Annotated in this window: 33 protein-coding genes; 15 read left to right on the top strand and 18 right to left on the bottom strand. The window is 73.4% G+C overall.

The window, feature by feature from the left end; all coding sequences use genetic code 11:
- Positions 1–145: 145 nt before the first annotated feature.
- From ABZ321_RS57280 to ABZ321_RS57260, 5 genes are read right to left on the bottom strand one after another with little or no spacing between them, the layout of a single operon-like run.
- A complete protein-coding gene (locus tag ABZ321_RS57280; RefSeq protein ID WP_354905350.1) occupies positions 146–1,546 on the bottom strand; it encodes a hypothetical protein in 1,401 nt (466 codons plus the stop codon).
- The gene (locus ABZ321_RS57275; RefSeq protein WP_344507245.1) at positions 1,543–2,319 is read right to left on the bottom strand and encodes an ATP-binding cassette domain-containing protein; all 777 of its coding nucleotides are present in this window, start codon (positions 2,317–2,319) and stop codon (positions 1,543–1,545) included. Before ABZ321_RS57275 ends, ABZ321_RS57280 begins: the two co-directional genes overlap by 4 nt.
- A complete protein-coding gene (locus ABZ321_RS57270) occupies positions 2,316–3,005 on the bottom strand; it encodes a hypothetical protein (protein WP_344507243.1) in 690 nt (229 codons plus the stop codon). Before ABZ321_RS57270 ends, ABZ321_RS57275 begins: the two co-directional genes overlap by 4 nt.
- Positions 3,002–3,523, bottom strand: a complete 522-nt coding sequence (locus tag ABZ321_RS57265; RefSeq protein ID WP_344507241.1) for an RNA polymerase sigma factor — start codon at positions 3,521–3,523, stop codon at positions 3,002–3,004. The genes ABZ321_RS57270 and ABZ321_RS57265 overlap by 4 nt, the downstream gene beginning before the upstream one ends.
- Before the next feature lie 45 nt (positions 3,524–3,568).
- A complete protein-coding gene (locus ABZ321_RS57260) occupies positions 3,569–4,819 on the bottom strand; it encodes an MFS transporter (RefSeq protein WP_354905346.1) in 1,251 nt (416 codons plus the stop codon).
- Positions 4,820–4,893: 74 nt separating this feature from the next.
- Between ABZ321_RS57260 and ABZ321_RS57255 the strand changes: the two genes are divergently transcribed.
- The gene (locus tag ABZ321_RS57255; RefSeq protein ID WP_354905343.1) at positions 4,894–5,394 is read left to right on the top strand and encodes a MarR family transcriptional regulator; all 501 of its coding nucleotides are present in this window, start codon (positions 4,894–4,896) and stop codon (positions 5,392–5,394) included.
- Between the two features lie 11 nt (positions 5,395–5,405).
- Here ABZ321_RS57255 and ABZ321_RS57250 read toward each other — a convergent pair whose 3' ends face one another.
- From ABZ321_RS57250 to ABZ321_RS57225, 6 genes are all read right to left on the bottom strand, one after another.
- A complete protein-coding gene (locus ABZ321_RS57250; protein ID WP_354905340.1) occupies positions 5,406–6,110 on the bottom strand; it encodes an aquaporin in 705 nt (234 codons plus the stop codon).
- Between the two features lie 98 nt (positions 6,111–6,208).
- Entirely contained in the window at positions 6,209–6,370 is a 162-nt protein-coding gene (locus ABZ321_RS57245) for a hypothetical protein (RefSeq protein WP_354905337.1), read from the bottom strand.
- Positions 6,371–6,389: 19 nt separating this feature from the next.
- Entirely contained in the window at positions 6,390–7,016 is a 627-nt protein-coding gene (locus ABZ321_RS57240; RefSeq protein ID WP_354905334.1) for a TOPRIM nucleotidyl transferase/hydrolase domain-containing protein, read from the bottom strand.
- Between the two features lie 61 nt (positions 7,017–7,077).
- Entirely contained in the window at positions 7,078–7,677 is a 600-nt protein-coding gene (locus tag ABZ321_RS57235; protein ID WP_354905331.1) for a hypothetical protein, read from the bottom strand.
- 28 nt (positions 7,678–7,705) lie between these two features.
- The gene (locus ABZ321_RS57230; RefSeq protein WP_354905329.1) at positions 7,706–8,263 is read right to left on the bottom strand and encodes a hypothetical protein; all 558 of its coding nucleotides are present in this window, start codon (positions 8,261–8,263) and stop codon (positions 7,706–7,708) included.
- A 115-nt stretch (positions 8,264–8,378) separates the two neighbouring features.
- Positions 8,379–9,341 carry an aldo/keto reductase gene (locus ABZ321_RS57225; RefSeq protein WP_354905327.1) on the bottom strand — a complete coding sequence of 321 codons (963 nt, stop codon included), beginning with the start codon at positions 9,339–9,341 and terminating at the stop codon, positions 8,379–8,381.
- A 194-nt stretch (positions 9,342–9,535) separates the two neighbouring features.
- On the opposite strand from ABZ321_RS57225, the gene ABZ321_RS57220 reads away from it, so the two are divergent.
- Together ABZ321_RS57220 and ABZ321_RS57215 are read left to right on the top strand one after the other, a co-directional pair.
- Entirely contained in the window at positions 9,536–10,171 is a 636-nt protein-coding gene (locus tag ABZ321_RS57220; protein WP_354905325.1) for a class I SAM-dependent methyltransferase, read from the top strand.
- A 30-nt stretch (positions 10,172–10,201) separates the two neighbouring features.
- On the top strand, positions 10,202–10,453 hold the full coding sequence (locus tag ABZ321_RS57215; protein WP_354905323.1) for a hypothetical protein: 252 nt from the start codon (positions 10,202–10,204) through the stop codon (positions 10,451–10,453).
- A gap of 100 nt (positions 10,454–10,553) precedes the next feature.
- Here the strand turns inward: ABZ321_RS57215 and ABZ321_RS57210 are convergent, their stop codons facing one another.
- Together ABZ321_RS57210 and ABZ321_RS57205 are read right to left on the bottom strand one after the other, a co-directional pair.
- Positions 10,554–11,285: a hypothetical protein gene (locus ABZ321_RS57210; RefSeq protein WP_354905321.1), complete on the bottom strand. Its 732-nt coding sequence runs from the start codon at positions 11,283–11,285 to the stop codon at positions 10,554–10,556.
- Positions 11,286–11,360: 75 nt separating this feature from the next.
- Positions 11,361–11,645 (bottom strand): hypothetical protein, encoded by a 285-nt coding sequence (locus ABZ321_RS57205; protein WP_354905318.1) that lies wholly within the window; start codon positions 11,643–11,645, stop codon positions 11,361–11,363.
- A 146-nt stretch (positions 11,646–11,791) separates the two neighbouring features.
- On the opposite strand from ABZ321_RS57205, the gene ABZ321_RS57200 reads away from it, so the two are divergent.
- From ABZ321_RS57200 to ABZ321_RS57180, 5 genes are all read left to right on the top strand, one after another.
- A complete protein-coding gene (locus ABZ321_RS57200) occupies positions 11,792–12,730 on the top strand; it encodes an NAD(P)-dependent oxidoreductase (RefSeq protein WP_354905316.1) in 939 nt (312 codons plus the stop codon).
- Positions 12,727–13,650, top strand: a complete 924-nt coding sequence (locus tag ABZ321_RS57195) for an RNA polymerase sigma-70 factor (protein WP_354905314.1) — start codon at positions 12,727–12,729, stop codon at positions 13,648–13,650. The genes ABZ321_RS57200 and ABZ321_RS57195 overlap by 4 nt, the downstream gene beginning before the upstream one ends.
- Positions 13,651–13,869: 219 nt before the next feature.
- Positions 13,870–14,016, top strand: coding sequence for a hypothetical protein (locus ABZ321_RS57190; RefSeq protein WP_344507211.1), 147 nt, complete (start codon positions 13,870–13,872; stop codon positions 14,014–14,016).
- 134 nt (positions 14,017–14,150) lie between these two features.
- Positions 14,151–14,711 carry a sigma-70 family RNA polymerase sigma factor gene (locus ABZ321_RS57185; RefSeq protein WP_344507209.1) on the top strand — a complete coding sequence of 187 codons (561 nt, stop codon included), beginning with the start codon at positions 14,151–14,153 and terminating at the stop codon, positions 14,709–14,711.
- Positions 14,708–15,904 (top strand): hypothetical protein, encoded by a 1,197-nt coding sequence (locus ABZ321_RS57180; RefSeq protein ID WP_354905311.1) that lies wholly within the window; start codon positions 14,708–14,710, stop codon positions 15,902–15,904. The genes ABZ321_RS57185 and ABZ321_RS57180 overlap by 4 nt, the downstream gene beginning before the upstream one ends.
- A 32-nt stretch (positions 15,905–15,936) precedes the next feature.
- Here ABZ321_RS57180 and ABZ321_RS57175 read toward each other — a convergent pair whose 3' ends face one another.
- The gene (locus tag ABZ321_RS57175; RefSeq protein WP_344507206.1) at positions 15,937–16,488 is read right to left on the bottom strand and encodes a TetR/AcrR family transcriptional regulator; all 552 of its coding nucleotides are present in this window, start codon (positions 16,486–16,488) and stop codon (positions 15,937–15,939) included.
- Between the two features lie 69 nt (positions 16,489–16,557).
- On the opposite strand from ABZ321_RS57175, the gene ABZ321_RS57170 reads away from it, so the two are divergent.
- On the top strand, positions 16,558–17,523 hold the full coding sequence (locus ABZ321_RS57170; RefSeq protein WP_354905309.1) for an alpha/beta hydrolase: 966 nt from the start codon (positions 16,558–16,560) through the stop codon (positions 17,521–17,523).
- A 27-nt stretch (positions 17,524–17,550) separates the two neighbouring features.
- Here the strand turns inward: ABZ321_RS57170 and ABZ321_RS57165 are convergent, their stop codons facing one another.
- Entirely contained in the window at positions 17,551–18,078 is a 528-nt protein-coding gene (locus ABZ321_RS57165) for an RICIN domain-containing protein (RefSeq protein WP_344507202.1), read from the bottom strand.
- 134 nt (positions 18,079–18,212) lie between these two features.
- On the opposite strand from ABZ321_RS57165, the gene ABZ321_RS57160 reads away from it, so the two are divergent.
- Positions 18,213–18,722 carry a macro domain-containing protein gene (locus ABZ321_RS57160; RefSeq protein ID WP_354905307.1) on the top strand — a complete coding sequence of 170 codons (510 nt, stop codon included), beginning with the start codon at positions 18,213–18,215 and terminating at the stop codon, positions 18,720–18,722.
- Entirely contained in the window at positions 18,719–19,483 is a 765-nt protein-coding gene (locus ABZ321_RS57155; protein ID WP_354905305.1) for a nucleotidyltransferase domain-containing protein, read from the top strand. The genes ABZ321_RS57160 and ABZ321_RS57155 overlap by 4 nt, the downstream gene beginning before the upstream one ends.
- On the opposite strand, the gene ABZ321_RS57150 is transcribed toward ABZ321_RS57155, so the two are convergent.
- Positions 19,459–20,397: a DUF2332 domain-containing protein gene (locus ABZ321_RS57150; RefSeq protein ID WP_354905303.1), complete on the bottom strand. Its 939-nt coding sequence runs from the start codon at positions 20,395–20,397 to the stop codon at positions 19,459–19,461. The two genes, ABZ321_RS57155 and ABZ321_RS57150, sit on opposite strands and share 25 nt — an antisense overlap.
- Positions 20,398–20,436: 39 nt before the next feature.
- Here ABZ321_RS57150 and ABZ321_RS57145 point away from each other — a divergent pair, with 39 nt between their 5' ends.
- Positions 20,437–20,805 (top strand): hypothetical protein, encoded by a 369-nt coding sequence (locus tag ABZ321_RS57145; protein ID WP_344507196.1) that lies wholly within the window; start codon positions 20,437–20,439, stop codon positions 20,803–20,805.
- On the top strand, positions 20,802–21,566 hold the full coding sequence (locus ABZ321_RS57140) for a hypothetical protein (RefSeq protein ID WP_354905300.1): 765 nt from the start codon (positions 20,802–20,804) through the stop codon (positions 21,564–21,566). Before ABZ321_RS57145 ends, ABZ321_RS57140 begins: the two co-directional genes overlap by 4 nt.
- 385 nt (positions 21,567–21,951) lie before the next feature.
- Here ABZ321_RS57140 and ABZ321_RS57135 read toward each other — a convergent pair whose 3' ends face one another.
- On the bottom strand, positions 21,952–22,569 hold the full coding sequence (locus tag ABZ321_RS57135; RefSeq protein ID WP_354905297.1) for a hypothetical protein: 618 nt from the start codon (positions 22,567–22,569) through the stop codon (positions 21,952–21,954).
- 153 nt (positions 22,570–22,722) lie between these two features.
- On the opposite strand from ABZ321_RS57135, the gene ABZ321_RS57130 reads away from it, so the two are divergent.
- Both ABZ321_RS57130 and ABZ321_RS57125 read left to right on the top strand, forming a co-directional pair.
- A complete protein-coding gene (locus ABZ321_RS57130) occupies positions 22,723–23,862 on the top strand; it encodes a histidine kinase (RefSeq protein ID WP_354905295.1) in 1,140 nt (379 codons plus the stop codon).
- Positions 23,859–24,542: a response regulator transcription factor gene (locus ABZ321_RS57125; protein ID WP_354905292.1), complete on the top strand. Its 684-nt coding sequence runs from the start codon at positions 23,859–23,861 to the stop codon at positions 24,540–24,542. The genes ABZ321_RS57130 and ABZ321_RS57125 overlap by 4 nt, the downstream gene beginning before the upstream one ends.
- A gap of 149 nt (positions 24,543–24,691) precedes the next feature.
- Here the strand turns inward: ABZ321_RS57125 and ABZ321_RS57120 are convergent.
- A partial coding sequence (locus ABZ321_RS57120) for a hypothetical protein (protein ID WP_354905290.1) occupies positions 24,692–25,034 on the bottom strand: 343 nt, incomplete at its 5' end.

Below are 25,034 nucleotides of genomic sequence, written 5' to 3'. Positions count from 1 at the left end.
TCCTCGCGGAGGGGCTCTCCGTGATCGCCTGTGGAGGCGGTGTAAGACCTCAACGAGAGTCCTCTCGGACGGGGCAGTCGTCGGTGAAGCAGGAACCCCCCGGGGTGACCCAGGGAATCCCCGCCCTTTAGGGCGGGGAGGACTGTCAAGGCAGCTGCTCCACGGTGAGGGTGCCGGCGCGCAGCGCGTCCAGATGCTCGGCGAGCCAGGCCCGTCGCGCATCGGGCGGCAGCGCGGCGAGCCGCTGGGCCGCCGCGGCCGCGTCCGGGTCGGTCACCGACGCCGGGGTGCCGAGCAGGGCGGCGACGACCGCGTCCTGCGCCGGGGTGGCGTCGCGGGCCGCGCCGATGACCGAGGCGACGATGTCGTGGCCGGCGTCCGCCCGTACCGCCGCGGCGACCTGCTCCAGGGTCAGCGTCCGCCCCGGCAGCTGGCTCGGCAGCAGCAGCCGGTACTCCGTCGGGGTCCGGCTCCACGCCTCGCCGGCCCGCGCCACGCCGATCCCGCCGGGCCCGGACCGGTAGGTCGTGGCGGCCTGGGTGACGCGGACCGGCGCGCCGGGCAGCCCCGCCACCGCGTCGAGCACCGGTGCGAGCGCCTCCACCGCGGCCGGCAGGTACACCGCGTACGCCGGATGCAGGCACACCGGGACCGGCGTGCCCTCGCAGATCGGGGTGTAGGGCACCGGCCGGTCGTCGGCGGCGCGGTGCAGGACGGGGATGGCGACCATCCCGTGCGGGTCGATCCGCGCGGTGCCGGCCAGGGCGGCGGCGGACCCGGCGGCGAGCAGCCCGGCCGCGGTGACGGCGGCGGCGGACCGGCGCAGCCACGGCCCGCCGGACCCGGCCGGCAGGCCCACGACGCCGAGCAGCGCCGCGGTGCACCCGGCGAGGAACAGCAGCTGGGCGATCGGCAGGTCGGGCAGGTACCGGTAGAACGTCGCCACCCCCTGGTCGGCGCCGAGGTTCCAGGGGTTCGCGACCAGCGGCGAGATCTGCCAGTGCGAGCGGTCGCCGTGGATGAGCTGGACGGTGAGCTGCAGCGCGAGGAACACGCCGACGGCGGCGACGGGTGCGGTGAGCCGGCTCGGGCGCAGCGCCCCGGCGGCGAACCCGGCCGCGGCGAACGCCGGCAGGCTCGCGGCGCCGACGATCGCGGGCCACCACAGCGGCCCGCCCCACGCGCCCTGCGCGGCGGTCACGCCGTACAGGACGCCGACACACACCAGGTAGGCCAGCAGCGCCCAGCAGGTGGTGGCGGCCCAGGCGACGACCTGCCGGGCCCACCGCGGCCGGGCGGTGGAGGTCAGCAGGCCGGTCATGCCGTGGCGGCCCTCCCGCGACCCGATCCACGCGGCGACCCCGACGACGCTCGGCGCGAACACCGACACGGCGGCGGTCTGCATGCTCGTCGCGCGGATGTTCCACAGCGGCGGGTACGCGACGCCGCGCCGGAACGCGACGAGCCAGAACAGCAGGCCGAGCAGCGGCAGCATCCACACCATCGCGTTGCGGCGCAGCTCCAGCCGCAGCAGCCGGGCCGTCACGGCCGCGCCTGCGCCGGGTCGGTGCCCGCCTGCACGGCAGAGGCGAGGACGGCGCTGTAGCCGCGTTCGAGCGGGGCGTCGCCGGCGGCGTCGGTGCCCTCGCCCCGCGCGGTCAGCTCGCCGGGGGTGCCCCGGAAGACCAGCTTCCCCTGCCGCAGCAGCGCCACGTCGGTGCAGGCGGCGCCGACGTCCTCGACCAGGTGCGTGCTCACGATGACGGTGCCGGTCCCGCCGAGGTCGCGCAGCAGCGCCCGGAACGAGACCCGCTGCTCCGGGTCGAGGCCCGCGGTGGGCTCGTCGAGCAGGATCAGGTCGGGCTCGTTGACGATTGCCTGCGCGATGCCGACCCGGCGCAGCATCCCGCCGGAGAGCGTCCGCAGCTTCGCGCGGGCCTGCCCGCCCAGGCCGACCCGTTCGACGGCGGCGGCCACCGCGCGCGGCACGGCGGCGGCCGGCATCTCCTTCAGCAGCGCGAAGTACTCGACGAACTCCACGACCGTGAACCCCGGGTAGTAGCCGAGGTGCTGGGGCAGGTAGCCGAGCCGCCGCCGGATCCGTCGGCGCTCCCGGTGGTCGCCGGGGTCCAGGCCGAGCAACCGGATCCGGCCCGACGACGGCGGCAGTACCGTGGCGAGCATCCGCAGCAGCGAGGTCTTGCCGGCCCCGTTCGGGCCGAGCAGCCCGACGACGCCGGGGCCGGCGGCCAGCGTCACCCCGGCCACCGCCTGGGTGCGGCCCAGCCGCCGGGTCAGGTCCGTGATCTCGACGTTCATGACGCCTCTCTCGTGATCCGGGTGGCGAAGAGCGCGACGGCCGCGCAGCAGGCGGCGACCGTCAGGTACGGGACGACCAGCGCGGCCTCGGTGATTGCGGCCGTCATCCGTCCGGCGGCGACCCGCCCCGACAGGACGGTGATGACCCAGCCGGCGACGCCCGCCGCCACGCCGGCGTTCGCCGAGCGGGCGAGCGTCGCGGCGGCGAGGGCGAGGGCGCACACCGCGGTCATCGGGACCAGCCAGCCGAACGTGACCGCCGTGGCAGTGCCGGACGCGACCGACGCGCCGAGGCCGAGCAGCGCGTTGAGCCCGAAGACGGCGAGGGCCCGGACCAGCAGCACGAGCCGGTCGCTGACCGCCATGCTGCACGACAGCTCCCACGCGGGATCGATGCCCGGCCCGTACGCGTAGGCGATGCCGGCGGCGGCGACCGCGGGTGCGCACAGGGCGACGTACGGCGTCCCGGTCCCGCGCGTCGCAAGGACCCCGGCGGCGAGCACGACGACCGTGGCGATCACCCAGCCGAGCAGCAGCGACGGCGTGGTGACGAGGGCCCGCGCCAGCCCCGCCGAGCGCAGCAGCCGCCCGGCGAGCCGCTCCACGGGGCCCGGCCGTCGCCGCCACACCTGCGCGGCCACGCCGACCCAGACGCGACCCAGGTCGACGTCGTCAGGCTCAGTCACTGTGCACCTCCGCCCTGCAGCGCGGCCCGCAGCAGCCGGCGGATCTGGTGCGCGCGGCTCTTCACGGTGCCCGCCGGGACACCCATCAGGTCGGCCACCTCGGCCACGGTGCGGTCCTCCTCGTACATCAGCCGCCACGTCTCGCGCTGCGGGCTGCCCTCAGGTCCGAGGGTCTCGACGGCCCCGGCCAGCTCGACCCTGGACAGCGCCGCGTCGATGGGGTCGGGTTGCTCCTCGACCGTGGCGAGGACCGTCTCCGGGCGGCCGCGCCGGCGCAGCCACAGGGCGGCCTGCCGCCGGGCGATGCCCCACAGCCAGCCGCCCGCGCCCTCCCGCCGGTAGCTCCCGGCGCCCCGCCACGCGCCGAGGAACGTCTCCTGCAGCACGTCCTCGACGTCGGCGGCGGGCAGCGCCGCGCGCAGCCGGGCGGCCAGCCACGGCGCGTGCCGTGAGAACAGCACCCGCAGCGCGGTGTCGTCGCCGCCGGCCATCGCGGCGATCAGCGCATCGTCTTCCATCACCTACTCTGTTGCGTGTCGGCGGCGTCAGGTTCGCCGATGCTCTCAGTTTTCCGTTTGCCGTTCTTCCGGTTGCCGTCGCAGGTGTCGTACCGACGACGGCGCCAGCGACAGAAGCACGGTGGCGGCCATGACGGTCGCCGCGACCAGCAGCCAGGTGCGCTCGCCGGCCGCCGCCGCGACGGGTCCGGTGAGCGCCAGGCCGAGCGGGCGCATCACGAACGAGCCGACCTGGTCGAAGGCGAACACCCTGGCGAGCTTGTCGGGTGCGACCTGCTGCTGGATGGCCAGGTCCCAGTTGACGCTGAACACCTCCAGGCCGAGCCCGTGCAGCAACGCGCCCGCCATCACCACCGGCAGCGGCACCGGCAGCGCCATGGCGAGGGGGAAGCAGGCGGTCAGCGCGAGGAACGCGGTGCCGGCGAGCAGCATGCGGCGCGGCCGGTACCGCAGGGTGACGACCCCGCCGACCATGAAGCCGGCCATCAGCGCGGCGAGGGCCCAGCCCCAGGCGGCGTCGCCGAACCGGTGGGTCATCAGGACCGGCCCGAGGACGCCCTGCACGCCGCCGTAGACCAGGTGGTAGATCAGCGCCTGGACCAGCAGCGTCCACAGCCACGTGTGCCGGAGGACCTCACGGGCGCCGCCGGCCAGGTCGTCGAGCATCGAGCGGGCCTCGGCCTTGTCCTGCCCCGTCACCCGCATGGCGGTGAAGCAGGCCGCGCCGGCGGCGAACGTCGCCGCGTCCACGGCGATCGCCCAGCCCGGCCCGAACAGCCCGACGAGCAGGCCGGCGAGGCTGAAGCCGAGGATCATCGCCGTGTTCTGCGACAGGCGCAGCACCGACACGGCGGTCGGCAGCGCCGCGGCCGGCACGGTCTGCGGGACGACGGCGCGGGAGCTCGGGCCGGCGACCGCGGCGAGGCCGCCGTTGAGGGCGCTCATGACGGCGAGCATCGGCACGGTCGCCGCACCGGTCGCCAGGCTCACCGCGACGGCGGCCTGCGACAGGCACGAGAGCGTGGCGGCGACCCGCATGAGCAGCGCGCGGGAGAACCGGTCGCCGAGCACCCCGGCGAACAGGGTGGTGACCACGTCGACCAGCGCGTACGCCGCCACGACCAGGCCCAGCTCGGTCGCCGACCCGCCCAGGTGCAGCACCGCCAGGGCCATCGCCACGGGGGTGATCGCCGACCCGAGCCCGATCAGCGTCCGCCCGGTGAGCAGCCACCGGAAGGGCACCGAGTCCCACGGTTTCGTCGGGTTCTTCGCCTGCCTGTCGAGGACGTCCAGCATGTCCCGACGGTATTTCGCTGACGAATTATTTGTCAACGAACTATTCGCCAGCGAACGAATGCTACGATGCCGGGATGGGGCAGGACTTCGCCGACCGTCACGTCGCCCGCTGGCGCGACCACTGGATCGACATCCCGTTCGACGACGCGATCGAGGCCGCCACCGTGCGCCTGGCCCGCATCTCCCGCCACTTCCGCGACACCAGCCAGACCGCCGCGGCGGAGGTGGGGCTGCAGCAGTTCGAGTACGAGACGCTGCACCACCTGATGGTCCGCGACACTCCCGGCCACGCCTCACCGCGCGCGCTCGCCGACGACCTGGGCGTCTCCCCGGCCGGCATGACCGGCCGCCTCGACACCCTGGAGAAGGCCGGCTACATCAAGCGGACCCCCAGCCCCACCGACCGCCGCGGCGTCGACATCGAGGCCACCACCGCCGGCGTCGCCATCTGGCGCCGCGCGATGATGCTCCGCGGCCGCGCCGAGGAGGAGCTCCTCGGCGCCCTCTCCGAGCGCGAGCTCGCCACCCTCAACCGCCTGCTGAAGAAGCTCACCACCGCGACGGAGACCCAGTAGCGCCTCTGCGCCTACGGTCCGGCCTGCCGATCGGCCACCGGGGCCGTCGTGAGCTCCTCCTCCGGCATGGGCCTGGCCGGCAGCTCGTCGGGGTTCAGGGCGAGGAACACGGCGCCGGCCACGGCACCGGCGAGCAGCTGGAAGCCGATGTAGAGCGCGGCCGTGTACCACGTGAGCAGGCCCATCAGCCAGACGCCGACGGTGACCGCCGGGTTGAACGCGGCACCGGAGATCCGGCCGACGGCGATGGCACCCGCGGCGACGGTGAAGCCGATCGCCAGGCCGTAGAAGGAGTTGTTCGGGTTCGTCTTGCTCGTGGCCACGTTGAGCATGACGTACACCAGCGCGAAGGTGAACAGCACTTCGACCAGCAGCGCCGTGAACAGCTCCCGGCCGGACAGCTGCAGTGAAGCGACGTTGCGCGGATTCACCACCCACCGGGTCACGACGGCACCGACCACCGCCGCGACGGCCTGCGCGACCCAGTAGGCGATCGCGTCGGGCAGCGCCAGCTTGCGCCGGACGAGGACACCGGTGGTCACCGACGGGTTGTAGTGCCCACCGGAGACATGCCCACCGGCATAGACCATGACCATGAGCACCGCGCCGATGGCCAGCGGAGCGAGCGGCGTCCCGGTCAACACACTCGTGCCGACCGTGAACACCAGGAAGAACGTCCCGATGATCTCCGTGATGTAGGCGGCGTGCTTGTGCATGACTGCCCTCCTCGGCACAGACGGGTCCCGCTCCGGTGCCGCGACCCAGACCGGCGGGCAGCCGGAGCGTGCTGACCTCCTGCCCCCGCCGGCCTCAGTTAGGCCAGCCAGCACTCACGAAATACCCAGAGCCACTCCCCGCGGTGTTCGCGCCGGCCAGGATCGTCGGTGTCCACGACGCGGTAACCATGGCGGGCGAGTTCGCTGAGCGCCGACGACTTGTCCGTTCCTGACATGCCGGTTATCAGGATCTTCGACATCGGGACGGACGCCACCCCGTCACGGGTGGGTGTTGGTGAGGACGGCGTCGAGGGGGTGGGGGACGCGGTCGAGGTCGACCGTCTCGACGAGCAGGCCGGCGTAGCGCAGCTTGCGGCGGGAGCCGCTGGCGAAGAACCGGCGCAGCTGCGCCTCGGGTGGGCGGTCGCGCCAGACGGGCTGGTGCTGCATGGTGCGGAACGGGCCGAGGTCGCCGTGCTCGTCCAGGAGGGCCTCGATCGCCGGTACGCCGATCGCGCGGATCAGCTCGTCCTCCAGATCGGCGACGCACACGTGGAACCCCAGCGCCGCCATCTCCGCACGTGTCGCCGGGGTGCCGATCCCTGCCCGGGCGAGGCCGCGCCGGAAGACGTGCTCCTCGCCGGCGTCGCACAGGCCCGCCAGGCGTACACCCTGCGGACCGAACCTCGCCAGGAACCTCGGGACCGCGTGCGCGCCGCCGGCCGGCAGCACCACGACCCGCTCGGCGTCAAGGTCCCGGCCCCGGCGCCTGGCCAGGGCCTCGAGGGCGATCTGGTCGCTGAGGCCCTCCACCAGCAGGATCGCCGCGGCGCCCTCGACCTTCGCCATCGCCTGGGCGGTCGCCACCACGCCGGCCTCCGGGCCGCTCAGCTCCGCGTCGTCCACCTGCTCGATGCAACGCCCGCGGGCGCGTTCCGCGCCACCGAATTTTCCCGGCGGCCGCCGGTCAGCCCGGCCAGCCCGGCAGGGTCGGTAGGATGCGCTCGGCGATCTGCGTGGCGCGGGCCTCGTCGCCCGGGTCGTGCGACTCGCGGATGATCGCGATCGAGGCGGTGCCGCCGGGGTCGGTGGGGTCCCAGGCGACCAGCAGCGACGCGCTCTTCAGCGGGATGTTCACGATCGGGACGGGGTCGAGGAGCCAGAGCGCCGGGCGGCCCAGCACGGTCCGCGGCTGCGCCTGCTCGAACAGCCCCTGGTAGTCCGCGACCCGCAGCCGGTCGTGCGCCACGTTCAGCCGCAGCGACGCGTATTGCAGCGACACGGTGCACTGGTGGGAGTCGCCGCCCGGGTCGTACGTGGTGCCGATGCCCTTGACCTTCGCCCCCGGCTCGAGGATGTCGAGGAGCTCGCGGCGGTCGACGAACGGGCACAGCTCCTGCGACTTGCGCATCTCCGGGTCGGTCGAGTCGACCTTCGGCACCACGTCGGCGTCGGCGCGGGTGGGGTTCGGGTCCCAGCGGCCCGTCATGACGCCGCCCGCATAGACGGCGATCGCCACGGTGATGATGGCCGGCGGGATCCAGCCGAGGAGGGCGCTGCGTCGCATGGCCGGTGAGCCTACTGGAGGGTAACCCTCAGCCGATCAGGCGGTTGATGATCTCGTCCGGCTCCTCGTCCGGGTCGGCGTCCTCGGCGTCCGCGCGGACGTCGATCTCCCAGCCGCGGACCTCGGCTCTCGCACCGGGCGCCACGAAGTCCGAACCGCCCGGCGTCAGCTGCAGCACGACGCTGTCGTCGCGCCAGTCGGTCGTCACGGTGACGACGCCGCGGTCGCCGTCCGCCATGCACGCCGCCATCCCACGCAGCACCGTGCACGCCCACAGCAGCGTCGGCAGCCGGAAGTCGGCCCGCGACTCGAACTCGACGACGAGCGCGGCGGTGGCTTCGTCGTACCGCAGCAGCAAACCGTCCTGGACGAGGTCGAGCAGCACGTCGGCATGGTCGCCGTCGAGCCACGAGTCGCACTCGGCGATCGCGGCGGGCAGCTCGTCCCGGTCCTCCTGCCCACCGGTGACGCCAGCCCACTCCGCCGGCGACCAGGCCGACGCCGGCTCGACCGGCGCGTTCAGGTACGCCCGCAGCCGGGAATGCTCGATCCTGACCGCCGCCGTCACGCAGACTGACTCTGACACGGCGACACTGTAGACCGTCAGCCCCGACCGCGTCGCCGGGCACTGGGACGCCTCCGAGGACGGCAGCGTCACCTGGCGCAAGGACTTCGACCTGACCTTCGACCGGCTGTAGCGTTCACTGGCCGGCGTACGGGTCGGCCCAGTCGAACCGGTCGGCGGCATCGAGACGGGCCAGCTGGTCGGCGCTGAGCGTGAGCGCGACGCCGTCGAGCGCCGCGTCGAGCTGGTCGACCTTGCTGCCGCCCAGCATCGGCCGGAGCCCGTGGCTGAGCAGCCACGCCAGCACCACCTGACCGCGCGCGGCCCCGGTCTCGGCGGCCACCGCGTCCAGCACGGCGATCCTCGCGGCGTTGCCCAGGTGGTCGTACACGTCGGGAATCGGCTTCATCGGGTTGTCATACGCACCGGACAGCAGCGGCGTGTACGCCCACACGTCCATGCCGTGCTCCTTGGCGTAGTCCGCCTGCTCGTCGCTCAGCACCCCGAAACGGTGCGCGACCCCCGGTGGCAGGGTGCCGGGCCGAGGCCGCAGGTAGGTCGCGTTGAGCTGCAGCGCGTCGAACGGCTTCCCGCCGGTCGCTTGTGCGTGCGCGCGACCGCGCTCCACCAGCCACGCCGGGTGGTTGGAGACCCCGAACCGGTCCGCGGCCAGGCCCTGCAGCGCGTCGACGGTGTCCTCGATGCGCACCGACCGGTCCTCCTGGTGCAGCCACAGCAGGTCGACCCGCTCCACGCCGAGCCGCTCCAGGCTCCCGTCGAACGCCTTGCGCACCGCGCCCGGCGACAGCCCCGCCCGCCGCTGCGGCCACGACCCGGGCTCGACCGGCTCGGCGCCGAGCTTCGTCGCGATCCGTACCGTCGTGCCGGGCCGCGCCTTCAACCACCGCCCGATGACCCGCTCGCTGTCCCCGCCGTGCCCGCTCTCACTGGCCCAGAACGCGTAGCAGTCCGCCGTGTCGACCCACACCCCACCCCGCTCGACGAACCGGTCGAGCAGCGCGAACGACGTCCGCTCGTCGATCGTCGTCCCGAACATCATCGCCCCGAGCACCAGCGGCACCTGCGTCACATCGTCCATACCGCCGACCCTGACACCTGGAGCGCGCTCCAGGTCAAGCCACGTGCGATCATGCCGCCGTGGGCTTCTTCGGTGGTTTCCTGTACGACGGCCAGTCCTGGACCGAGATCGACCGCTCCGCCGCGCGGGCACTGACCGGCCCGTGGCCCCCGTTCCGCGGCTGACGGACCAGCCGTGCGGTAGCGTCGGGCGGCGTGGAGCCGGACTGGGTGACGGACACGCGGGCGTCGTACGACACGGTCGCGGTCAGCTACGGGGAGATGCTGAAGGACGCGTTGGACGGGCAGCCGGTGGTGCGGCACGTGCTGGCGATGTTCGCGGAGCTGGTGCTGAGCGCCGGAGGCGGGCCCGTCGTCGATGTCGGCTGCGGTACCGGCCGAGTCACCGTCCACCTGCGAACACTGGGCCTCGACGCGTCGGGTGTGGACCTGTCCCCGGGCATGGTCGAGGTCGCGCGGCAGGACCATCCTGGGGTCAGGTTCGACGTGGGCTCGATGACGGGCCTGGACCTCGCCGACGGGTCGGTACAGGGCATCCTCGCCTTTTTCTCGATCATCCACGTGCCTGACGACGCGGTCCGGCAGGCGTTCGGCGAGTTCCGGCGGGTGCTGCGGGGCGGCGGGGTGGTGCTGGTCGGCTTCTACGTCGGCGACACCACGGTGCTGAAGACCGAAGGCTACGGCGGCCACCCGATGAAGGTGCACGTCCACCGCCGCCCGATCGAGCGGGTCGCCGGCTGGCTGACCGAGGCGGGCCTCCGCACCGACGTCGAGCTGCTGCACCACCTGACCGACACCGTTACCGGCGGCATGCTCATCGCACACGCCTGACGGCGCCGGCGATGATCTACGCTGATCCTCGTGGGCGCGGCGGAGGGTGGTCGGATCCTCGCAGTTCGCGTCAGCTTGTTGATGGGGCCGCTGGTCCTCATGTTCGGCGTCGCCGCGCTCGCCGGCATCGTCGGCCTGACCACCGCGCGTGCGGAAGCGGTGTTTCTGTTCGGGACCATCGGCATCGTCGTGCCGATCGTCGTCCTGGCCGGGCGATGGGCCGCCCCGATGCTGGTCGTGGCCGCCGTGGTTGCCGGCTTTCTGGCGTCGCCGGGTCGTTGATCGCCATCACGGCAGGCTTGGCGGTGCTGGCCGCCAGGCGAGGCAGGCGTCCCTCGTAGACAACCGGCCGGCCGGATCGAACCCACCGCAGCAGGATCGCTCAGCGGCGGCGGAAGAAGGTGCGCTTCGGCTGCACGAGGTTCTTGATGAGTGCGTGGATCGTGTCGAACGTGAGCACGGTCGGGTTCCGGTCGGCTGATGCGAGCAGGCCCAGGCAGCGCAGCACGAACTCGCGGGCGCCTCGCTGGTCGGCGGTGAAGACGGGACCGCCCGCGAAGCCGGCGGGCAGCGTGCCCCGCCAGCGCACGACGCCGTCAGGGTCGCGGGCGATCGTGGAGGTGGCGATCGCCAGCGGTCGCGCCTCGCCGGGCTCGCCCAGCTCCCGGGTGACGTGGCCCAGGGCGTACGCCCCGCGCGGCTGCGCATCGACGGCGCGGACGTGCTCGGCCTTGGCGGCGGCGCCGTCGGTGATCTGCGTGGTCGCCCAGGACCAGCCCTTCCTCGCCGCGTGCTCGTGGAGGAACGACGTGCGTGTCACCGCCACACCGGAGCGCCGCGCCCACATCTGCTCGAAGTCGGGCACGACCAGTTCGTCCGACGCCGCGCCGGCGGGCTCGACCAGTTCGGGCCGCAACCGCACCTCGCCGAACTTGGTACGCGTCAACCGGTCGGCGGTCAGCCACCATTCCCGGACCTGCTCACCGTCGGGCGTGGACGCCACCAGCTCGTTGTAGAAGAACGCCGTCCCCGGGCTCGTGCGCGACCCCACCGGGAGGGTGCTCGCGCTCCAATGCTCCAGGACCAGGTCGGCGAGTGGATCATCCTCTGTCACGGCTGACATCTTGCCTGCCGCACGTCCGCGCCGGAACCCCGTACGCCGCGGCTGAAGGCCGAAGCGGCGCCGCGGTCATGACGGGCGGAGCTGCTGTTCGATGCGGAGGAGCTTGTCGGCGTTGAGGTCGGTCTCGTAGCAGGTGGGTCCGGGGTCGGTGAAGAGCTCCGGGTACACGACGATCCGCCGCTCGCCGTCGAGTTTGGCCTCGATCGTGCCGATGACGAGGACCGCGCCGGGTGGGATGCGGTCGGGCTGGATGACGACGCTGTGCAGGGCGTCGGGGTGGGTGCGGCGGTACTCGAAGCTCTGCAACGCCGTGGACAGCGTCGACCAGGTGCGGCCCGCGCCCGGTCCCACAACAGTCGGTCGTCGTCATCCATCACCAATGTTCTGTCCGCCGCCGCCCTCCGCTTCCCGTGCCGGGATCACGGTTGCATGAACGTCGGGCGGCGGCGGTGTCACAGGGCGGCGGGCTGTCTCGTCCCAGAGGGGAGTACAGAGGCATGCGGGACGAGGAGGGCGGCGTCATGCGAGTGTTCGTGGCAGGCGGGACCGGGGTCATGGGGCGGCGGCTGGTGCCGCTGCTGGTGGCGCGCGGGCACCAGGTGACCGCGACGACCACGACCGCGGCGAAGATCGGGCTGCTGGAAGGGCTCGGCGCGAAGGGGGTCGTGATGGACGGGCTCGACGCGGCGGCCGTCGGCGAGGCGGTGGCCGCGGCCGCGCCGGACGCGATCGTGCACCAGATGACCGCGCTGTCGCCCGGGCACTCCGGCAAGCCCAACCCGCGGCGACCCGACCGGTTCTTCGCGCTCACCAACCGGCTGCGCAGCGAGGGCATCGACCACCTGCTCGCCGCGGCCGAGGCCGTCGGCGGCGCGCACATCGTGGCGCAGGGGCACGCGAGCATGAACGGCGGGCGCGACGGCGGCTGGGTGAAGACCGAGGACGACCCGCTCGTGGTCGTGGAGGGGACCAAGGCGATCAACCACCTGGAGTCGGCGGTCGTCGCGGCCGGCGGCGCGATCCTGCGCTACGGCGGCTTCTACGGCGCCGGCTCCCACGACGACCAGGTCAACCTGGTCCGCAAGCGGCTCGTGCCGATCGTCGGGCGCGGCACCGGCCACTTCTCGTGGGTGCACGTCGACGACGCCGCGGCCGCCACCGTCCTCGCCGTCGAGCGGCGGGCGCACGGGATCTTCAACATCGTCGACGACGAGCCGGCCCCGGTCGCGGTGTGGTTGCCGTACCTGGCGGAGTGCGTCGGGGCCAAGCCGCCGCGGCGGGTGCCGGTGTGGCTGGCGAAGCTCGTCGCCGGGGACATGGCCGTCGGCGCGCTCGTCGAAGGCCGCGGCTTCTCCAACGCGAAGGCGAAGCGGGAGCTCGGCTGGAAGCTGCGGTACCCGTCATGGCGGCAGGGCTTCAAGGAGGCGGTGGCATGACGAAGGTCGAGGAGTTCGAGGAGCTGCGGCCGCTGCTGTTCTCGATCGCGTACCGGATCCTCGGCAGCGTCGCCGAGGCTGAGGACGCGGTCCAGGAGACCTGGCTGCGCTACGAGCAGACGGGCACCCGGCCCGCGTCGGCGAAGGCGTTCCTGTCGGCGGTGGTCACGCGGATCTCGATCGACGTGCTGCGCTCCGCGAGGGTGCGGCGGGAGGCGTACGTGGGGGAGTGGTTCCCCGAGCCGCTGCTCGCCGACCCGTACGACGACCCGGAACGCGCCGCCGAGCTCGCCGACTCCGTGTCGATGGCGGCGTTGCTGCTGCTGGAGCGCCTGACGCCGCTGGAGCGGGCGGTGTTCGTGCTGCGGGAGGTGTTCGGGTTCGGCTTCGGTGAGGTCGCCGCCGCCGTCGGCCGGTCCGAGGCGGCGTGCCGGCAACTCACCGTGCGGGCCCGCCGCCACATGGACGTCGGACGCCCCCGGTTCGAGGCCGACCGCCGCGAACGCGACGAGCTCGCCGCCCGGTTCTTCGACGCCCTTCACGACGGCGACGTCGACGCGCTGCGCGAGCTGCTCTCCGCCGACGTGCAGATGGTCGGCGACGGCGGCGGCAAGGCACCCGCCCTGGCCAACACGATCTTCGGCGCCGACAAGGTGGCGCGCCTGCTCGCCGCGTACTTCCCGGCGGTGTTCCGCGCCGACCTGGGCGTCGAGCAGCGCGAGATCAACGGCCAGCCCGGCGCCGTCTTCCGCGACGGGAACGGCAACGTCGCCGGCACGGTGTCGCTGGACGTGCTCGACGGCCGGATCCAGACGATCCGCTCGGTGGTCAACCCCGACAAGCTCGCTCACCTGGGCCCGGTCGCGGACGGCTGGGCCCTCGCCCGCGAGGTGAAACGGGCCCGGACGACAGGGGACTGACCCCCGCTGACGTACAGGCGGCGAAGGCGGCTCCCGACGAGCGTTGGGAGCCGCTGACCGGGTTGTGTGAGCTGGATCACTCGCACGCTGACGGCGTTGCCGGGGACTACCCTGCGAGCGCGCTGGATGGTGATCGGCGGCTCCCCGGTCTTCCCCTGAGGAAAGGTCACCGCCATGGCACCGTCGTCATCTCCGGCTCCCTTACCGATCCGATGGGCGGTGATCCTGCTTGCGGCGGTGGTGGCAGCGCTGGCCGTCGGTGGTCTCACCGTGCGTGAGACGGGTAGCTGGCCGGCCGCCCTCCTGGCCGGCGTCGGCGCCGCCGGCGCCACCGTCCCGGCCCTGCATCGGATGCTGGCCGGATGACCGGATGGATGACCGCGTCGGGGTGCATCGCCGGCGACCCTCCGGTCGTCGGGCCGGCACGACCTGAGACGGCGCTATGTTGAGCGGCGTCGCCACGGTGGCGTGGCACCCGTGGCACGTGATCAGGAGCAGCGATGCACGATGACGGCACCGACACCGGGACGACGGACATCGCGCCTGTCGCTGCCCGCCCGGTGGTCGACGTCGCGGCGAAGAACCTGGAGTTCACCCTGTTCTACACCGCTGACCTGCCGAAGCTGGTCGGGTTCCTGGTCGTGCAGGGCGCCCGGCCGGACCTCGCGGCCGACCTGGCACAGCTGGCGATGACCGATGCGTACCGTCAATGGGACACGATCGAGGCGCCCAGGGCCTGGGTCCGGACGGTCGCCACCCGCCATTGGTGGCGGCACAACGACCGGCACCGGCACGAGGTGCCGCTGGACTCGCTGCCCGAGCCCGGCTCGCTGCTGTCGCGCGACGAGGCGGCCGACATCGAGCACCGGCACACGTTTCTGGCGGTGATCGGCACGTTGCCGCCCGGGCAGCGTGAGGTCCTCGCCTGGACGTATGACGGATACCTGCCGACGGAGATCGCGGCCCAGTTGGGGAAGACCCCCGAAGCCGTCCGGTCCGCGCTGCGCGACGCCAGGGCGGTGTTGCGGGAGCGGTACCCGCGCGGCGAGGTGACCCCGTGACCACGCCCGACAGTCGTCTGCACGCGGCATTGCTGGCGGACCTGGCCCACACCCTGCGCCTGGGCGCGGGTCTCGGGTCGATCGTGACGACGGTGGCACCCGCCGCCGGCCATGAGGACGACCGGGGCGCGCACGATCGCCTCGTCGGACACCTCGCGAGCGGTCTGGACGTCCAGCACGGACTGACCGCGATCCTCGGCGTCGAGGGCGGTCACGCGAGCCTGGTCGACGACCTGTCCGGCACCCTGGATGCCTCGCGCGGCCTCACCGCCATCCTGCGACCGGAGCACGGTCGGGCGCCCGCGGCAGCCCTCGCGGACGTCTACGCCGCACCTGATCCGTGCCGGCTCTCCACCCGCGCCCTCGGCCTTCACCACGCCCTCGACCGGGCGGTGCGCGAGCTGCGCGACGTGCGGGACCACCTCGCCGACGTGCCGCTCGACCTCGAGGACGGTGACTCCGACGCGGACCTGGCAGGCGTGCTCGTCCGCCAGCGGGAGCTCGCCGCGAAAGCGTCCCGGGCGCTCGGGACTGCGTTGACCACGGGCGATGAGGCGACCGGCCTCAAGGTGACCATGACGTCTGACCTGCTCGACGTGGGCGTGGACCCGACGTTCCTGCCTCACCTGGATGCTCCGGCGGAGGCGGAGTCCACACCCGGCGATGAAGCACACCTCGCCGGCGCCATCGTCGTCGGGTCCGGCGGTGGCGGCTTCAACGTCATCACGCCTTCCGTCGCCCGCCTGGCGGAGCGGTTGTTCTCCCACGGCACGCCGGTCGCCTCGGAGGACGAGGTCGACCGTGGTGCCGTGGCCGAAGCCGGTGACGTGCTGCGGCAGACGGCGGATGAGCTCGGCGAGCTCAACCTCCGCCTGGCGGACCGCTCCGGAGGCATGGGCGTCACGGCGTGGCGGCAATGCACCGGCCACGTCGACAGTCTGACGCAGTCGCTGGACGAGCTCGGTGCGGCGCTGTCCGACTTCCGCGGCGCCGACCTGCGGGCGATGCAGTGGCAGCCGACCCTGGAAGACCTGGACGGCGTGCGCTGGTCCGACGCCACGGCGAGCGGAGGTGCGACCCGCTGGCCGGAGGCGATACGGGAGGCTGTTGCGGATCCGCTCGTCTCGCAGGCGACGGCGGCCGTCGGTGTCTACGTGGTCAGGTTCGGCACGGTCGTCGGCACCGGCCGCTGACCTGCCCGCACCAACCACTGACCGATCCGCCGTCAGCCCAGGGCGCGCAGGACCATGTCGACCAGGGCGTCGACGTCGGTGGTGGTCATCGGCTCGCCGGTCATGCCCATGCGGTGCAGCAGGGTGCCGACGACGACGTCGATGAAGAACAGGACGCGGTGCTCCGGCTCGTCGAGGGCGTCCTGGAGCACCAGCCGGTACGGGTCCTGCAGCTGCGTGGACAGCACCTGCCGCAGCGCGGGGTCGTTGACGGCGTCGGTGAACACGCCCGCGAACGCGGCGCCGACGCCCGGTTCGCCGATCTTCGCGGCGATCCAGCGGATGGCGTTGGCGAGGACGGCGGACCGGTCGGCGCCGGTCAGGGGCACCGGGCCGAACGCGTCGACGAGGCAGGCGGTGATCAGCGCGCCCTTGGACGGCCACCGGCGGTAGACGGTGGTCTTCGCGATGCCCGCCGCGGCGGCGATCCGGTCGACGGTCGCGTGCGCGTAGCCCAGCTCGTGGACCGTGCGCAGGGTCGCGGCGAAGACGGCGGCGTCGACGCCGGTGCGGGGGCGGCCGGGCGGTCTGGTGGAAGCGGGCATGGCCAAACCATACCCAGTTGTGCTACTCCTAGTATCGATACTTCAAGTAGCGTAATTGGAGGGCGTGCCATGAGAGCACCGCTGGGCATCCGGGTGTTGCAGACGCTGCGCAAGGAGCCGGACTGGCTGGCGATGCCGGCCGAGGACCTGGACGCGTTCCGGACCGCGGAGAACCGGCGTCGGTCCGCGCCGCTGATCCGGGTCGTCACCGGCTTCCCCGCCCGCGGCGTGACGATCCACTGGCACGAGCTGCCGCTGCCCGGCAGGTCGCTGCGGATCCGCGTGTACCGGCCGGCGAACGACGACGCCGGGGGCGCCGGGGACGCGCTGCCGCTCGTGCTCCACGTGCACGGCGGCGGGTTCGTCGGCACCGCCGTCCAGAGCGACTGGATCAACAGCCACCTCGCCGCGCGGCTGCCCGCGGTCGTCGTGTCGGTCGAGCACCGCCTCGCCGCCGCCGGGGTCCCGTTCGAGGCCGCCGTCGAAGACGGGTGGGACGCGCTGCGCCACGTCCTGGACCACCCGGCCGCGCTCGGCGTCGACCCCGCCCGCGCCGCCGTCTTCGGCGAGAGCGCCGGCGGGCTCGTGGCCGCCCTCGCCGCGATCCGCGCCCGCGACGCCGGCCTCGCCCTGCGGGCGCAGGTCCTGGTCAACCCGTGCGTCGACCTCACCGAGACCGCCCTGGACTATCCGTCGATGACCGAGCACGCCGACAGCCCCACGCTGACCGTGCCGCAGCTGCAGCTGTTCCGCCGGCTCGCCGTGCCCGAAGGCGCCGACGCCAGGGCTGTGTCGCCGCTGTACGCCGGAAGCCTCGCCGGCCTGCCCCCGGCGCTCGTGGTCGTGCCGACGCTGGATCCCGTGGCCGACCAGGGCCGCGCGTACACCCGCCGCCTCCGCGAACAGGGCACCCCGGCGCAGCTCACCGAGCACGCCGGGGCCCCGCACGCGTTCCTCAGCATGCCGGGCGTCGTCCCGCACGCCAGGGCCGCCCGCGCCGAGATCACCGGCTTCCTCCACGGCCGCCTGACCTGACCGCCGTGGAGGAAGCCGAACCTCACCTCACGCCCACTTCTGGAACATCTGCTTGGTGTTGTTGCGCGCGTTGTTGGCCAGGACGAACCCGACACCGTCCGCGTCCGCCCCGGTCTCGACCGCGAGCGCCAGGCCGGAGAGGTCGTTGGTGATGCGCCAGATCTGCAGCCCGTTGTCGCGGATCAGGACCCACTTCTGGCTCGTCGTCTGGTCGCACGGGTTCTGCACCACCGGCGTCCCGGCCGTCGACCCGAGGCCACCCAGCGTGTCGAGGCACTGGTTGCTGTACCGGTTCTGGATGGTGTACCGGTCGTTGCCGAGCGGCGTGAACTTCCACTGCCCGTTGTAGGCCATGTTCCCGTACTCCGCCGTCACGACCTGCAGGTCGTTCGTGGTGTACGGCGCCGGCACGGCGGCCACCTTGTCGGTGGCGAAGCTGCTGAGGCGTTCCCACTCCCCGTCGGCCGCACGCGCCGGCGCCGACACCGCCACCACGCCACCGGCGGCGAGGGTCACGGCGAACAGCAGTCGCATGCTCTTGCTGACGATCGTCATCACTGACTTCCTTCCGTCATGCCCGCCTGCGGTGGCGGGTCATGACGGCCACTGTCGGCCGCCGACCTTCGCCGAACCTTCGGCAATCCTTCCGCCGGCCCTTGCCCGGCCCGACGGAATGGCATCATGCGGTGATGGAGATCGAGGTGGTGCTCGGGGACATCGTCGACGAACAGGTGGACGCGATCGTGACCGCGGCCAACGAGTCGCTGCTCGGCGGTGGCGGCGTCGACTGGGCCGTGCACCAGGCAGCCGGGCCGCGGCTGGCCGAGGCGGGCGCGGCGATCGCCCCGTGCGACCCGGGCGACGCGAAGGCCACGCCGGCGTTCGCGCTCGACCCGCCCGTGCGGTACGTCATCCACACCGTCGGACCGGTCTGGGACGGCGGCGCGTACGACGAGCCCGCCATCCTCGCCTCCTGCTACCGCCGCTGCCTGGCGGTCGCCGACGAGCTCGGCGTCCGCAGTATCGCCTTCCCCGCCATCGCCACCGGCGTCTACGGCTTCCCGCCGGCCGCCGCGGCCAGGATCGCGGTCGACACGCTGCGCACCACCCGCACGTCGGTCGAGCGCGTGCGCCTGGTCGCGTTCGACGAGGAGGCCATGGACCTCCTGACCGCCGCCCTCGCCCGGGAGCCGTCGTGACGCTCGAGGTGCCCGCGTGGGCGGGGGAGGTCGCCCGCGGGCTGGCGCGGCCGCTGGTGTTCGCGACCGTCAGCGGCGCGCACCTGTACGGGTTCGCGTCCGTCGACTCCGACCTCGACCTGCGCGGCGCGCACCTGCTCGCCGCGGAGGAGGTCGTCGGGCTGCGGACCGGGCCGCAGACCCTGCAGCACGCCGGGGTCCGTGACGGCGTGGAGCTGGACGTCGTCAGCCACGACCTGCTGAAGTTCGCGAAGATGCTCACCGGCCGCAACGGCTACGTCCTGGAGCAGCTGCTGTCGCCGCTGGTGGTCGTGACGACCCCGGTGCACGCCGCGCTCAAGGCGCTCGCGCCGGGGCTGGTCACCCGGCACCACGCGCACCACTACCTCGGCTTCGCCGCCACCCAGGAGCGGCTGCACGCGAGGACCGGCGAGCTCAAGCCCGCGCTGTACACGCTGCGGGTGCTGCTGACCGGCATCCACCTCATGCGCACCGGCGAGGTCGAGGCGGACCTGGGCGTGCTCGGCGCTGATCTGCCCTACGTGCCGGACCTGATCGCCGCGAAGCGCGAGGCCGAGCACGGGCCGCTGCCCGACGGTGCCGCCGCGCACCTGGCCGCGGACGTCCCGCGCCTGCGCGCCGAGTTGGAGGCCGCCCGCGACGCCTCACACCTGCCGGACCGCCCGGACCCGGCGGCCGTCGACGCGCTGCACGACCTGGTGGTGCGGACCCGGCTTCAGCCGAACCAGGTCATCGCCTGACCGTGCGCCCTGGTCCACGCGAGGGGCCGCCCGTCGAGGGCCAGCACATTGTGCAGCGTGTCGTCCGGTTCGTCCGGGATCCGCCCGTACGGCAGGACGTCCGCGCCCTCCACGGCGATCCAGTGGCCGGTCAGCCGCCGTACCACGTCCGCGAACGCCAACCGGCGGGCCGACGGCACCTGGTAGAGCACCGAGGTGTGGAAGACGACGAGGGTCGCGCCGCCGGGCGCCTGCGCCGCCAGGCCCGGCAGGTCGTCGACGAGGTCACCGCGGCGCAGGACGGGCGGGTCGGCGGCGGCGACGGCGGCCGCGGCGCGCAACCGGTCGCGGCGGTGCTGGTGCTCCGGCCAGATCAGCGCCTCCAGCCAGGCGACGTCGGCAGGGTCCGTGACGTCGAGCGGGTTCAGGTCGATGCCGGCCCGCCACACCACCTCCGGCAGCCGCTGCGGCGGTGCCGTGCCGGTGAGCGCGCAGTCGAGCACCGGACCGTCCTCGCCGATGACGTCGCCGCCGTTGTACCGGTAGCGGTACCGGTCCGGGTAGAGCCCCAGACCCGCGGACGCCCCCACCTCGAGCAGCGCCAGGGGCTGCGGCAGCGCGGCGAGGACCGGCAGCAGCAGCGCACACCGCCCCGCCTCGTTCGTCTGCGTGGCCCGCCGCCGCAGCTCAGTCTGCACCGCGGCCCAGTTCGCGACCGTGAAGTCGTGGAACGCACCCGGATCCTCCACCGGCCCGCCGAGCAGCCGCACCACGCCGAGCAACAGGTTCGGCTGCCGCTTCGGCTCCGGCACCGTCTCCAGCAGCGCCACGACCTCGGCGTCCCGCGCGATGGCGTGGCACAGCCGCTCGTACAACGGCGAAACACCCCGCGCTTCCCGCTGTGCGAATTCGGTGAACCTCGATGCAGTGCTCACCGCGTGATCGTCGCACGACTCTGTGGCACGATCGAGGTCGTGGACGACGTGTCGCGGGGACCTGTGCTGGTGATCGGGCTCGACCCCGAACGGATCCCCGGCTGGGACCCCGAGCCCGTCGTCGCGGCGATCGCCCGCGGCCAGGCCCACTTCGCCGAGCACGGCATCGAGGCCGACCTGTGCCTCCTCGCCCCCGACGAGGACCCCGCCACCGCGATGACCGAGGCCCTGACCGCCAAGCCCTACACCTGCGTCGTGGTCGGCGGCGGCATCCGCAAGCACGAGCCCCTCCTGCTCCTGTTCGAGCAGGCCGTCAACCTGGTCCGCCGGCACGCCCCGGCGGCGGCGATCGCCTTCAACAGCACCCCCGAGGACACCGCCGAAGCCGCCCTCCGCTGGCTGAAGTGACGACCTGCTGGTTCCGCCCGCTCGGCGATCCGGGCGAGGACCGGGACGTGCACCCGGACGACCTCGCGGCCGTCTACGACTCCCCGGAGGCGGGCCCGGAGTCGGCCTTCCGCTGCGCCACCGCCACGGCCGCGGTGATCGTGTTCCTCGTCGGCGACGCCCACTGCCTGGTCATGCTGCGCTCGGGTGGGACCGACGAGTTCCTGGTCGAGCCCGGCAACGACGACACGTCGGTGCCCCTGTCCGGCGTGCGGACGGCCGTGCCCGCCGGCGCCGTCGTGCCCCGCCGGCGAGGCCTCGAGGCCCTCCAGGGCGTCGATGACCCGGAGCGGCTACGCGCCGCGCACTCCTGGCGGGCGGTGCCATGCTGGCTGCACGACCCGCTGCACGAGCGGCTCGGCGACGTCGTCGAAGCCCTGATCGACCGTGCCTACGCCGCCCCACCGGACGCGCCCGCCGCCCTGCTCCATGTCAAACACCTCATGCTGTTCCACAACGAGGCACAGGCCAACGGCTTCTCGCCAGAGTTGGCAGAGGACGCCGCCCTCGGCGCGGACCACCTCGACCTGCCCGATCTCGCCGCTGTCATCCGTGAGATCCACGCGGACGAGGACATCGACTGGCGGCGGCTCCACGAGAGGTACCAGGCCTGTTCAGGCCCGTTCGGCGACGACGCCGGGCTGATCCGGGCCGCGGTGGCGCGCCGGTTCGACACCTTCCCGGGCGAGTTCGGCGCTGACGACCGCATGTCCCAGCCGTAGGCTGCTGCGGTGGTCGATCTCCCGCCGTGTGACGACGTGTGCGGTGCGCTGGAGGAGCACGTCCGGCGGTTCTTCAGTCCCCGTGGCGTCGAGGTGCTGACGTGGGAGGCGGGACCGATCCGGGCCGTGAACCCGCACTTCAGGGTGCTGCGGGTCGCGCCCGCTGAGCCCGGCGGGCTGTGGGAGTACGTGTCGACGGGCGGCTGGGCCGCCACCGCCGAGCGTGACGACGGTCTGGAGTTCGTCCTCAGCACGCCGGTCGCGACGCCGCAGTCCGGTCCGCTCCTGGCCGGCGCGTCACGGGCCAAGAGCGGAGTCCGTCACCGATCGTCGCGCAGCCAGCGCCAGGCGACCACGCCGACCCAGACCTCGAACGCGAGGGTGCTCACCGCGAGCAGCGGGAACATCGCACCTGACACCAGGGTCGCGCTGCCGGCGAGGCTGAGCACGACGATGACGACGCCCGTGCGGACCAGCCACGGGTTCCTGCCCCCGGCCCGCAGCGCGAGCGCGATGGCCCCACGAAGAACACCCGGGCGAACACCGAGAACGCCAGCCCGAACGGCGCGACCGAGTCCCACCCCGCGAGGATCCGCAGGTCCGCCCCGGCGGAGGCGGTCTCGAGGGCCACGTCGTGCAGCATCCCGCCCAGCGGCCAGATCAGCGCCAGCAGCGCACCGGCCGCGACCGCGACGGTGGCGAGGGCCCCGCTGCCGTCGGCCCGCCGCAGCCGCACGTGCACCGCCCCGAGAAACCCGAGCAGCAGCGTGCCCGCGGCCATGAAGGCGAAGTTGCCGATGCGGTACAGCTGCGCGGCGTCGAACACGTTCTGCCCGCGCTCCAGCGCGGGGTCGGTCGGCGAGCCGGCGTGCGGGAGGACGAACACCGTCATCGCCACCATCACGAGCAACTGGCAGACGGTGAAGGCGATCCCGAAGCGGGTGCTGGCACGGGTCATGTCGGCGGCCGGCGCCTGTGGACGGCCGGTTTCGGTCAAGGTCATGGTGGTTCCTCAAGGTTCGTCGGAAGGTCCGCGAGGTGCGGATGCCGCCACGGTACGAACGGCGCCGGCCGACCCGCATCGACCCACGGGCTGCTCCGACGATCAGCCCGTGGGATGAGGCCCGCGCCGCTGGTCATGGCTTACGCTCGCCGCGTGAACCCCAGGTTGGACCGGCTGCACGTGACACGGCTGGACGTCGTCCTGACCGCCGTGCTGACGGTCGCCGGGCTCGTCCAGGCGCTGGTGCTGCCGTTCGCCGCGCCGGGGGTCGGCGAGCTGTTCGTCGTCGGGTCGACGCTGCCGCTCGCGTGGCGCCGCCGGCACCCGGTCGAGGCGGCCGCGGTGTCCAGCGCGTTCTGGCTCATCACGATGGACGGGTTCCCGCTGCTGGGCTTCGTCACGGTGCTGCTGCAGTTCTACGCCCTCGGCGCCTACGGCGCGCCCCGCGCGGCGGTGTGGGCGGTGTCGGTGTGGGCGTGCGTGACGGGCGTCGTCGGCACGCTGCTCGGCCCGGAGGTGCCGACGGCGGCGATCGGCTCGGTCCTCGTCGTCGTCGCGCCGGTCCTCGCCGGGCGCATCGTGCGCCGGCAGCGGCAGCAGCACCAGGCACTGCTGGACCTGGCCCGCGAGCTGGAAGCGGAGAAGCGCAAGGTGCAGGAGGCCGCGGTCAGCGAGGAGCGGGCCAGGGTCGCCCGCGAGCTGCACGACGTCCTCGGCCACGAGCTGACGCTGATCGCCGTGCAGGCGGAGGCGGCGTCGGCGGCGCTGCGGCTCGCCCCCGACCGGGCCGCCGCGCCCGTCGAGGCGATCCGCGAGACCGCGCACCGGACGCTGCGGGAGATCCGCGCCGCGCTGGACGTCGTGGCGCCGCCCACCGACCCCACCGACGCGACCCCCGCCGGCCTCACCGACCTCGCCCGCCGGGCCCGGGACGCGGGGATCGCCAACTCGCTCACCGTCACCGGCACGCCGTGGGCCGGAAACACGTCGGTATGGCTCGCGGTCCACCGGATCGTCCGCGAGTGCCTGACCAACGCCGGCCGGCACGCACCCGGCACGCCCGTGACGGTCGACGTGCACTGGGCCCAGGACACGGTCACGGTCACCGCGGCGAACGCCGCCGGCCCGCCGCCACGGCCCACGGAAGGCGGCCGGACCGGCGACCGGGAGGGCCGCGGCATCGCCGGCATGCGGCACCGGGCCGAGCTGCTCGGCGGCACGTTCGCGGCGTCCAAGGGTGACGGGCGCTTCGAGGTACATGTGACGCTGCCGCAATCAGGAGCGGCCGCATGACCAGCGTCGTCATCGCCGACGACCAGGTGCTGGTGCGGCACGGGCTGCGGCTCATCCTGGAGCTGGCCGGCTTCGAGGTGGTCGCGGAGGCGGCCGACGGCGCTGAGGCGGTCGCCGCGGTGGCCGCGCACGGGCCCGACGTGGTGCTCATGGACCTGCGGATGCCGGTGATGGACGGCGTCGAGGCGACCCGGCGGATCGTCGAGGACACCGGGGGACGCACGCGGGTGCTGGCGCTGACCACGTTCGACACCGACCAGCACGTCCTCGACGTCCTGCGGGCCGGTGCGGCCGGCTTCCTGCTCAAGGACGTCACGTCCGACGGTCTCAGCGACGCGATCCGCCACGCCGTCGCCGGCGAGCCCGTCCTCGCGCCGAGCGTCCTGGCCCGCGTCCTGGACCACTTCGCCGCCCGCCCCCCGGAGCAGTCGTCGCCGTCGTCGCCGCCGCCCGGCCTGCGCGAGCTGAGCGACCGCGAGCTGGAGGTCCTCGGCCGCATCGGCGCCGGCCTGTCCAACACGGAGATCGCCGCCGACCTCGTCATCAGCATGGCGACGGTGAAGACCCACGTCCGCCACATCCTCGCCAAGCTCGACGTCAGAGATCGCGCACAAGCCATCGTGGTAGCCCACGACGCCGGCCTCCGCCACGTCCCGACCCGCTCCGCCCGCGGCGCGTGACACAGACGCGACGGACGCGAGGAGCGGCAACCCGGCCGACACCAGCATGATCGGCGTGCCGATCTACCTGGCTGAGTACCCGACCGCGTAACACCGAACGTCAGCACCTGGGCCGGCACTCCTTGGAGGGCCGGCCCGCTGCCGTTGCGTCAGGGCACCGTGTAGCCGTCCACCGGTGCGGCCTCCTCCGGCGAGCGCTGTGCGGCCGGCGCCCACGACCCCCACGTGACGTACTGCGGCTGGTGCGGTTGCACCATGAACCGCTCGCTGCGCGGATCGGCGAGGCCCGCGAGCCCGGCCAGCGTCGCGACGATGCCGACCACGACGGTCACGATCATCGGGACGACTACGGGGTCGAAGCCGGTCGGCCCGGTGGTCTCGGCCCAGACCACCCACCCGACGACGTAGATCGTGCACAACTGTAGGGCGAGCAGCAGCAGGGCCAGCACCACCGCCGCCGCGGCACGGGCCAGCTGGGCCGCGCCGCGGCGG

It is taken from the genome of Dactylosporangium sp. NPDC006015, assembly GCF_040614215.1.
GTDB classification, from domain to species: domain Bacteria; phylum Actinomycetota; class Actinomycetes; order Mycobacteriales; family Micromonosporaceae; genus Dactylosporangium; species Dactylosporangium maewongense.
Note: the sequence above shows the minus strand (reverse complement) of the source record. Positions and strands in the feature narration are given on the sequence as shown.

Coding starts and splice junctions, on each gene's coding strand:
- ABZ321_RS57275 (WP_344507245.1), bottom strand. CDS start 2,319: ATGAACGTCGAGATCACGGACCTGACCCGGCGGCTGGGCCGCACCCAG.
- ABZ321_RS57265 (WP_344507241.1), bottom strand. CDS start 3,523: ATGGAAGACGATGCGCTGATCGCCGCGATGGCCGGCGGCGACGACACC.
- ABZ321_RS57260 (WP_354905346.1), bottom strand. CDS start 4,819: ATGCTGGACGTCCTCGACAGGCAGGCGAAGAACCCGACGAAACCGTGG.
- ABZ321_RS57255 (WP_354905343.1), top strand. CDS start 4,894: ATGGGGCAGGACTTCGCCGACCGTCACGTCGCCCGCTGGCGCGACCAC.
- ABZ321_RS57250 (WP_354905340.1), bottom strand. CDS start 6,110: ATGCACAAGCACGCCGCCTACATCACGGAGATCATCGGGACGTTCTTC.
- ABZ321_RS57245 (WP_354905337.1), bottom strand. CDS start 6,370: ATGTCGAAGATCCTGATAACCGGCATGTCAGGAACGGACAAGTCGTCG.
- ABZ321_RS57235 (WP_354905331.1), bottom strand. CDS start 7,677: ATGCGACGCAGCGCCCTCCTCGGCTGGATCCCGCCGGCCATCATCACC.
- ABZ321_RS57225 (WP_354905327.1), bottom strand. CDS start 9,341: ATGGACGATGTGACGCAGGTGCCGCTGGTGCTCGGGGCGATGATGTTC.
- ABZ321_RS57200 (WP_354905316.1), top strand. CDS start 11,792: ATGCGGGACGAGGAGGGCGGCGTCATGCGAGTGTTCGTGGCAGGCGGG.
- ABZ321_RS57195 (WP_354905314.1), top strand. CDS start 12,727: ATGACGAAGGTCGAGGAGTTCGAGGAGCTGCGGCCGCTGCTGTTCTCG.
- ABZ321_RS57185 (WP_344507209.1), top strand. CDS start 14,151: ATGCACGATGACGGCACCGACACCGGGACGACGGACATCGCGCCTGTC.
- ABZ321_RS57175 (WP_344507206.1), bottom strand. CDS start 16,488: ATGCCCGCTTCCACCAGACCGCCCGGCCGCCCCCGCACCGGCGTCGAC.
- ABZ321_RS57170 (WP_354905309.1), top strand. CDS start 16,558: ATGAGAGCACCGCTGGGCATCCGGGTGTTGCAGACGCTGCGCAAGGAG.
- ABZ321_RS57165 (WP_344507202.1), bottom strand. CDS start 18,078: ATGACGATCGTCAGCAAGAGCATGCGACTGCTGTTCGCCGTGACCCTC.
- ABZ321_RS57160 (WP_354905307.1), top strand. CDS start 18,213: ATGGAGATCGAGGTGGTGCTCGGGGACATCGTCGACGAACAGGTGGAC.
- ABZ321_RS57135 (WP_354905297.1), bottom strand. CDS start 22,569: ATGACCTTGACCGAAACCGGCCGTCCACAGGCGCCGGCCGCCGACATG.
- ABZ321_RS57125 (WP_354905292.1), top strand. CDS start 23,859: ATGACCAGCGTCGTCATCGCCGACGACCAGGTGCTGGTGCGGCACGGG.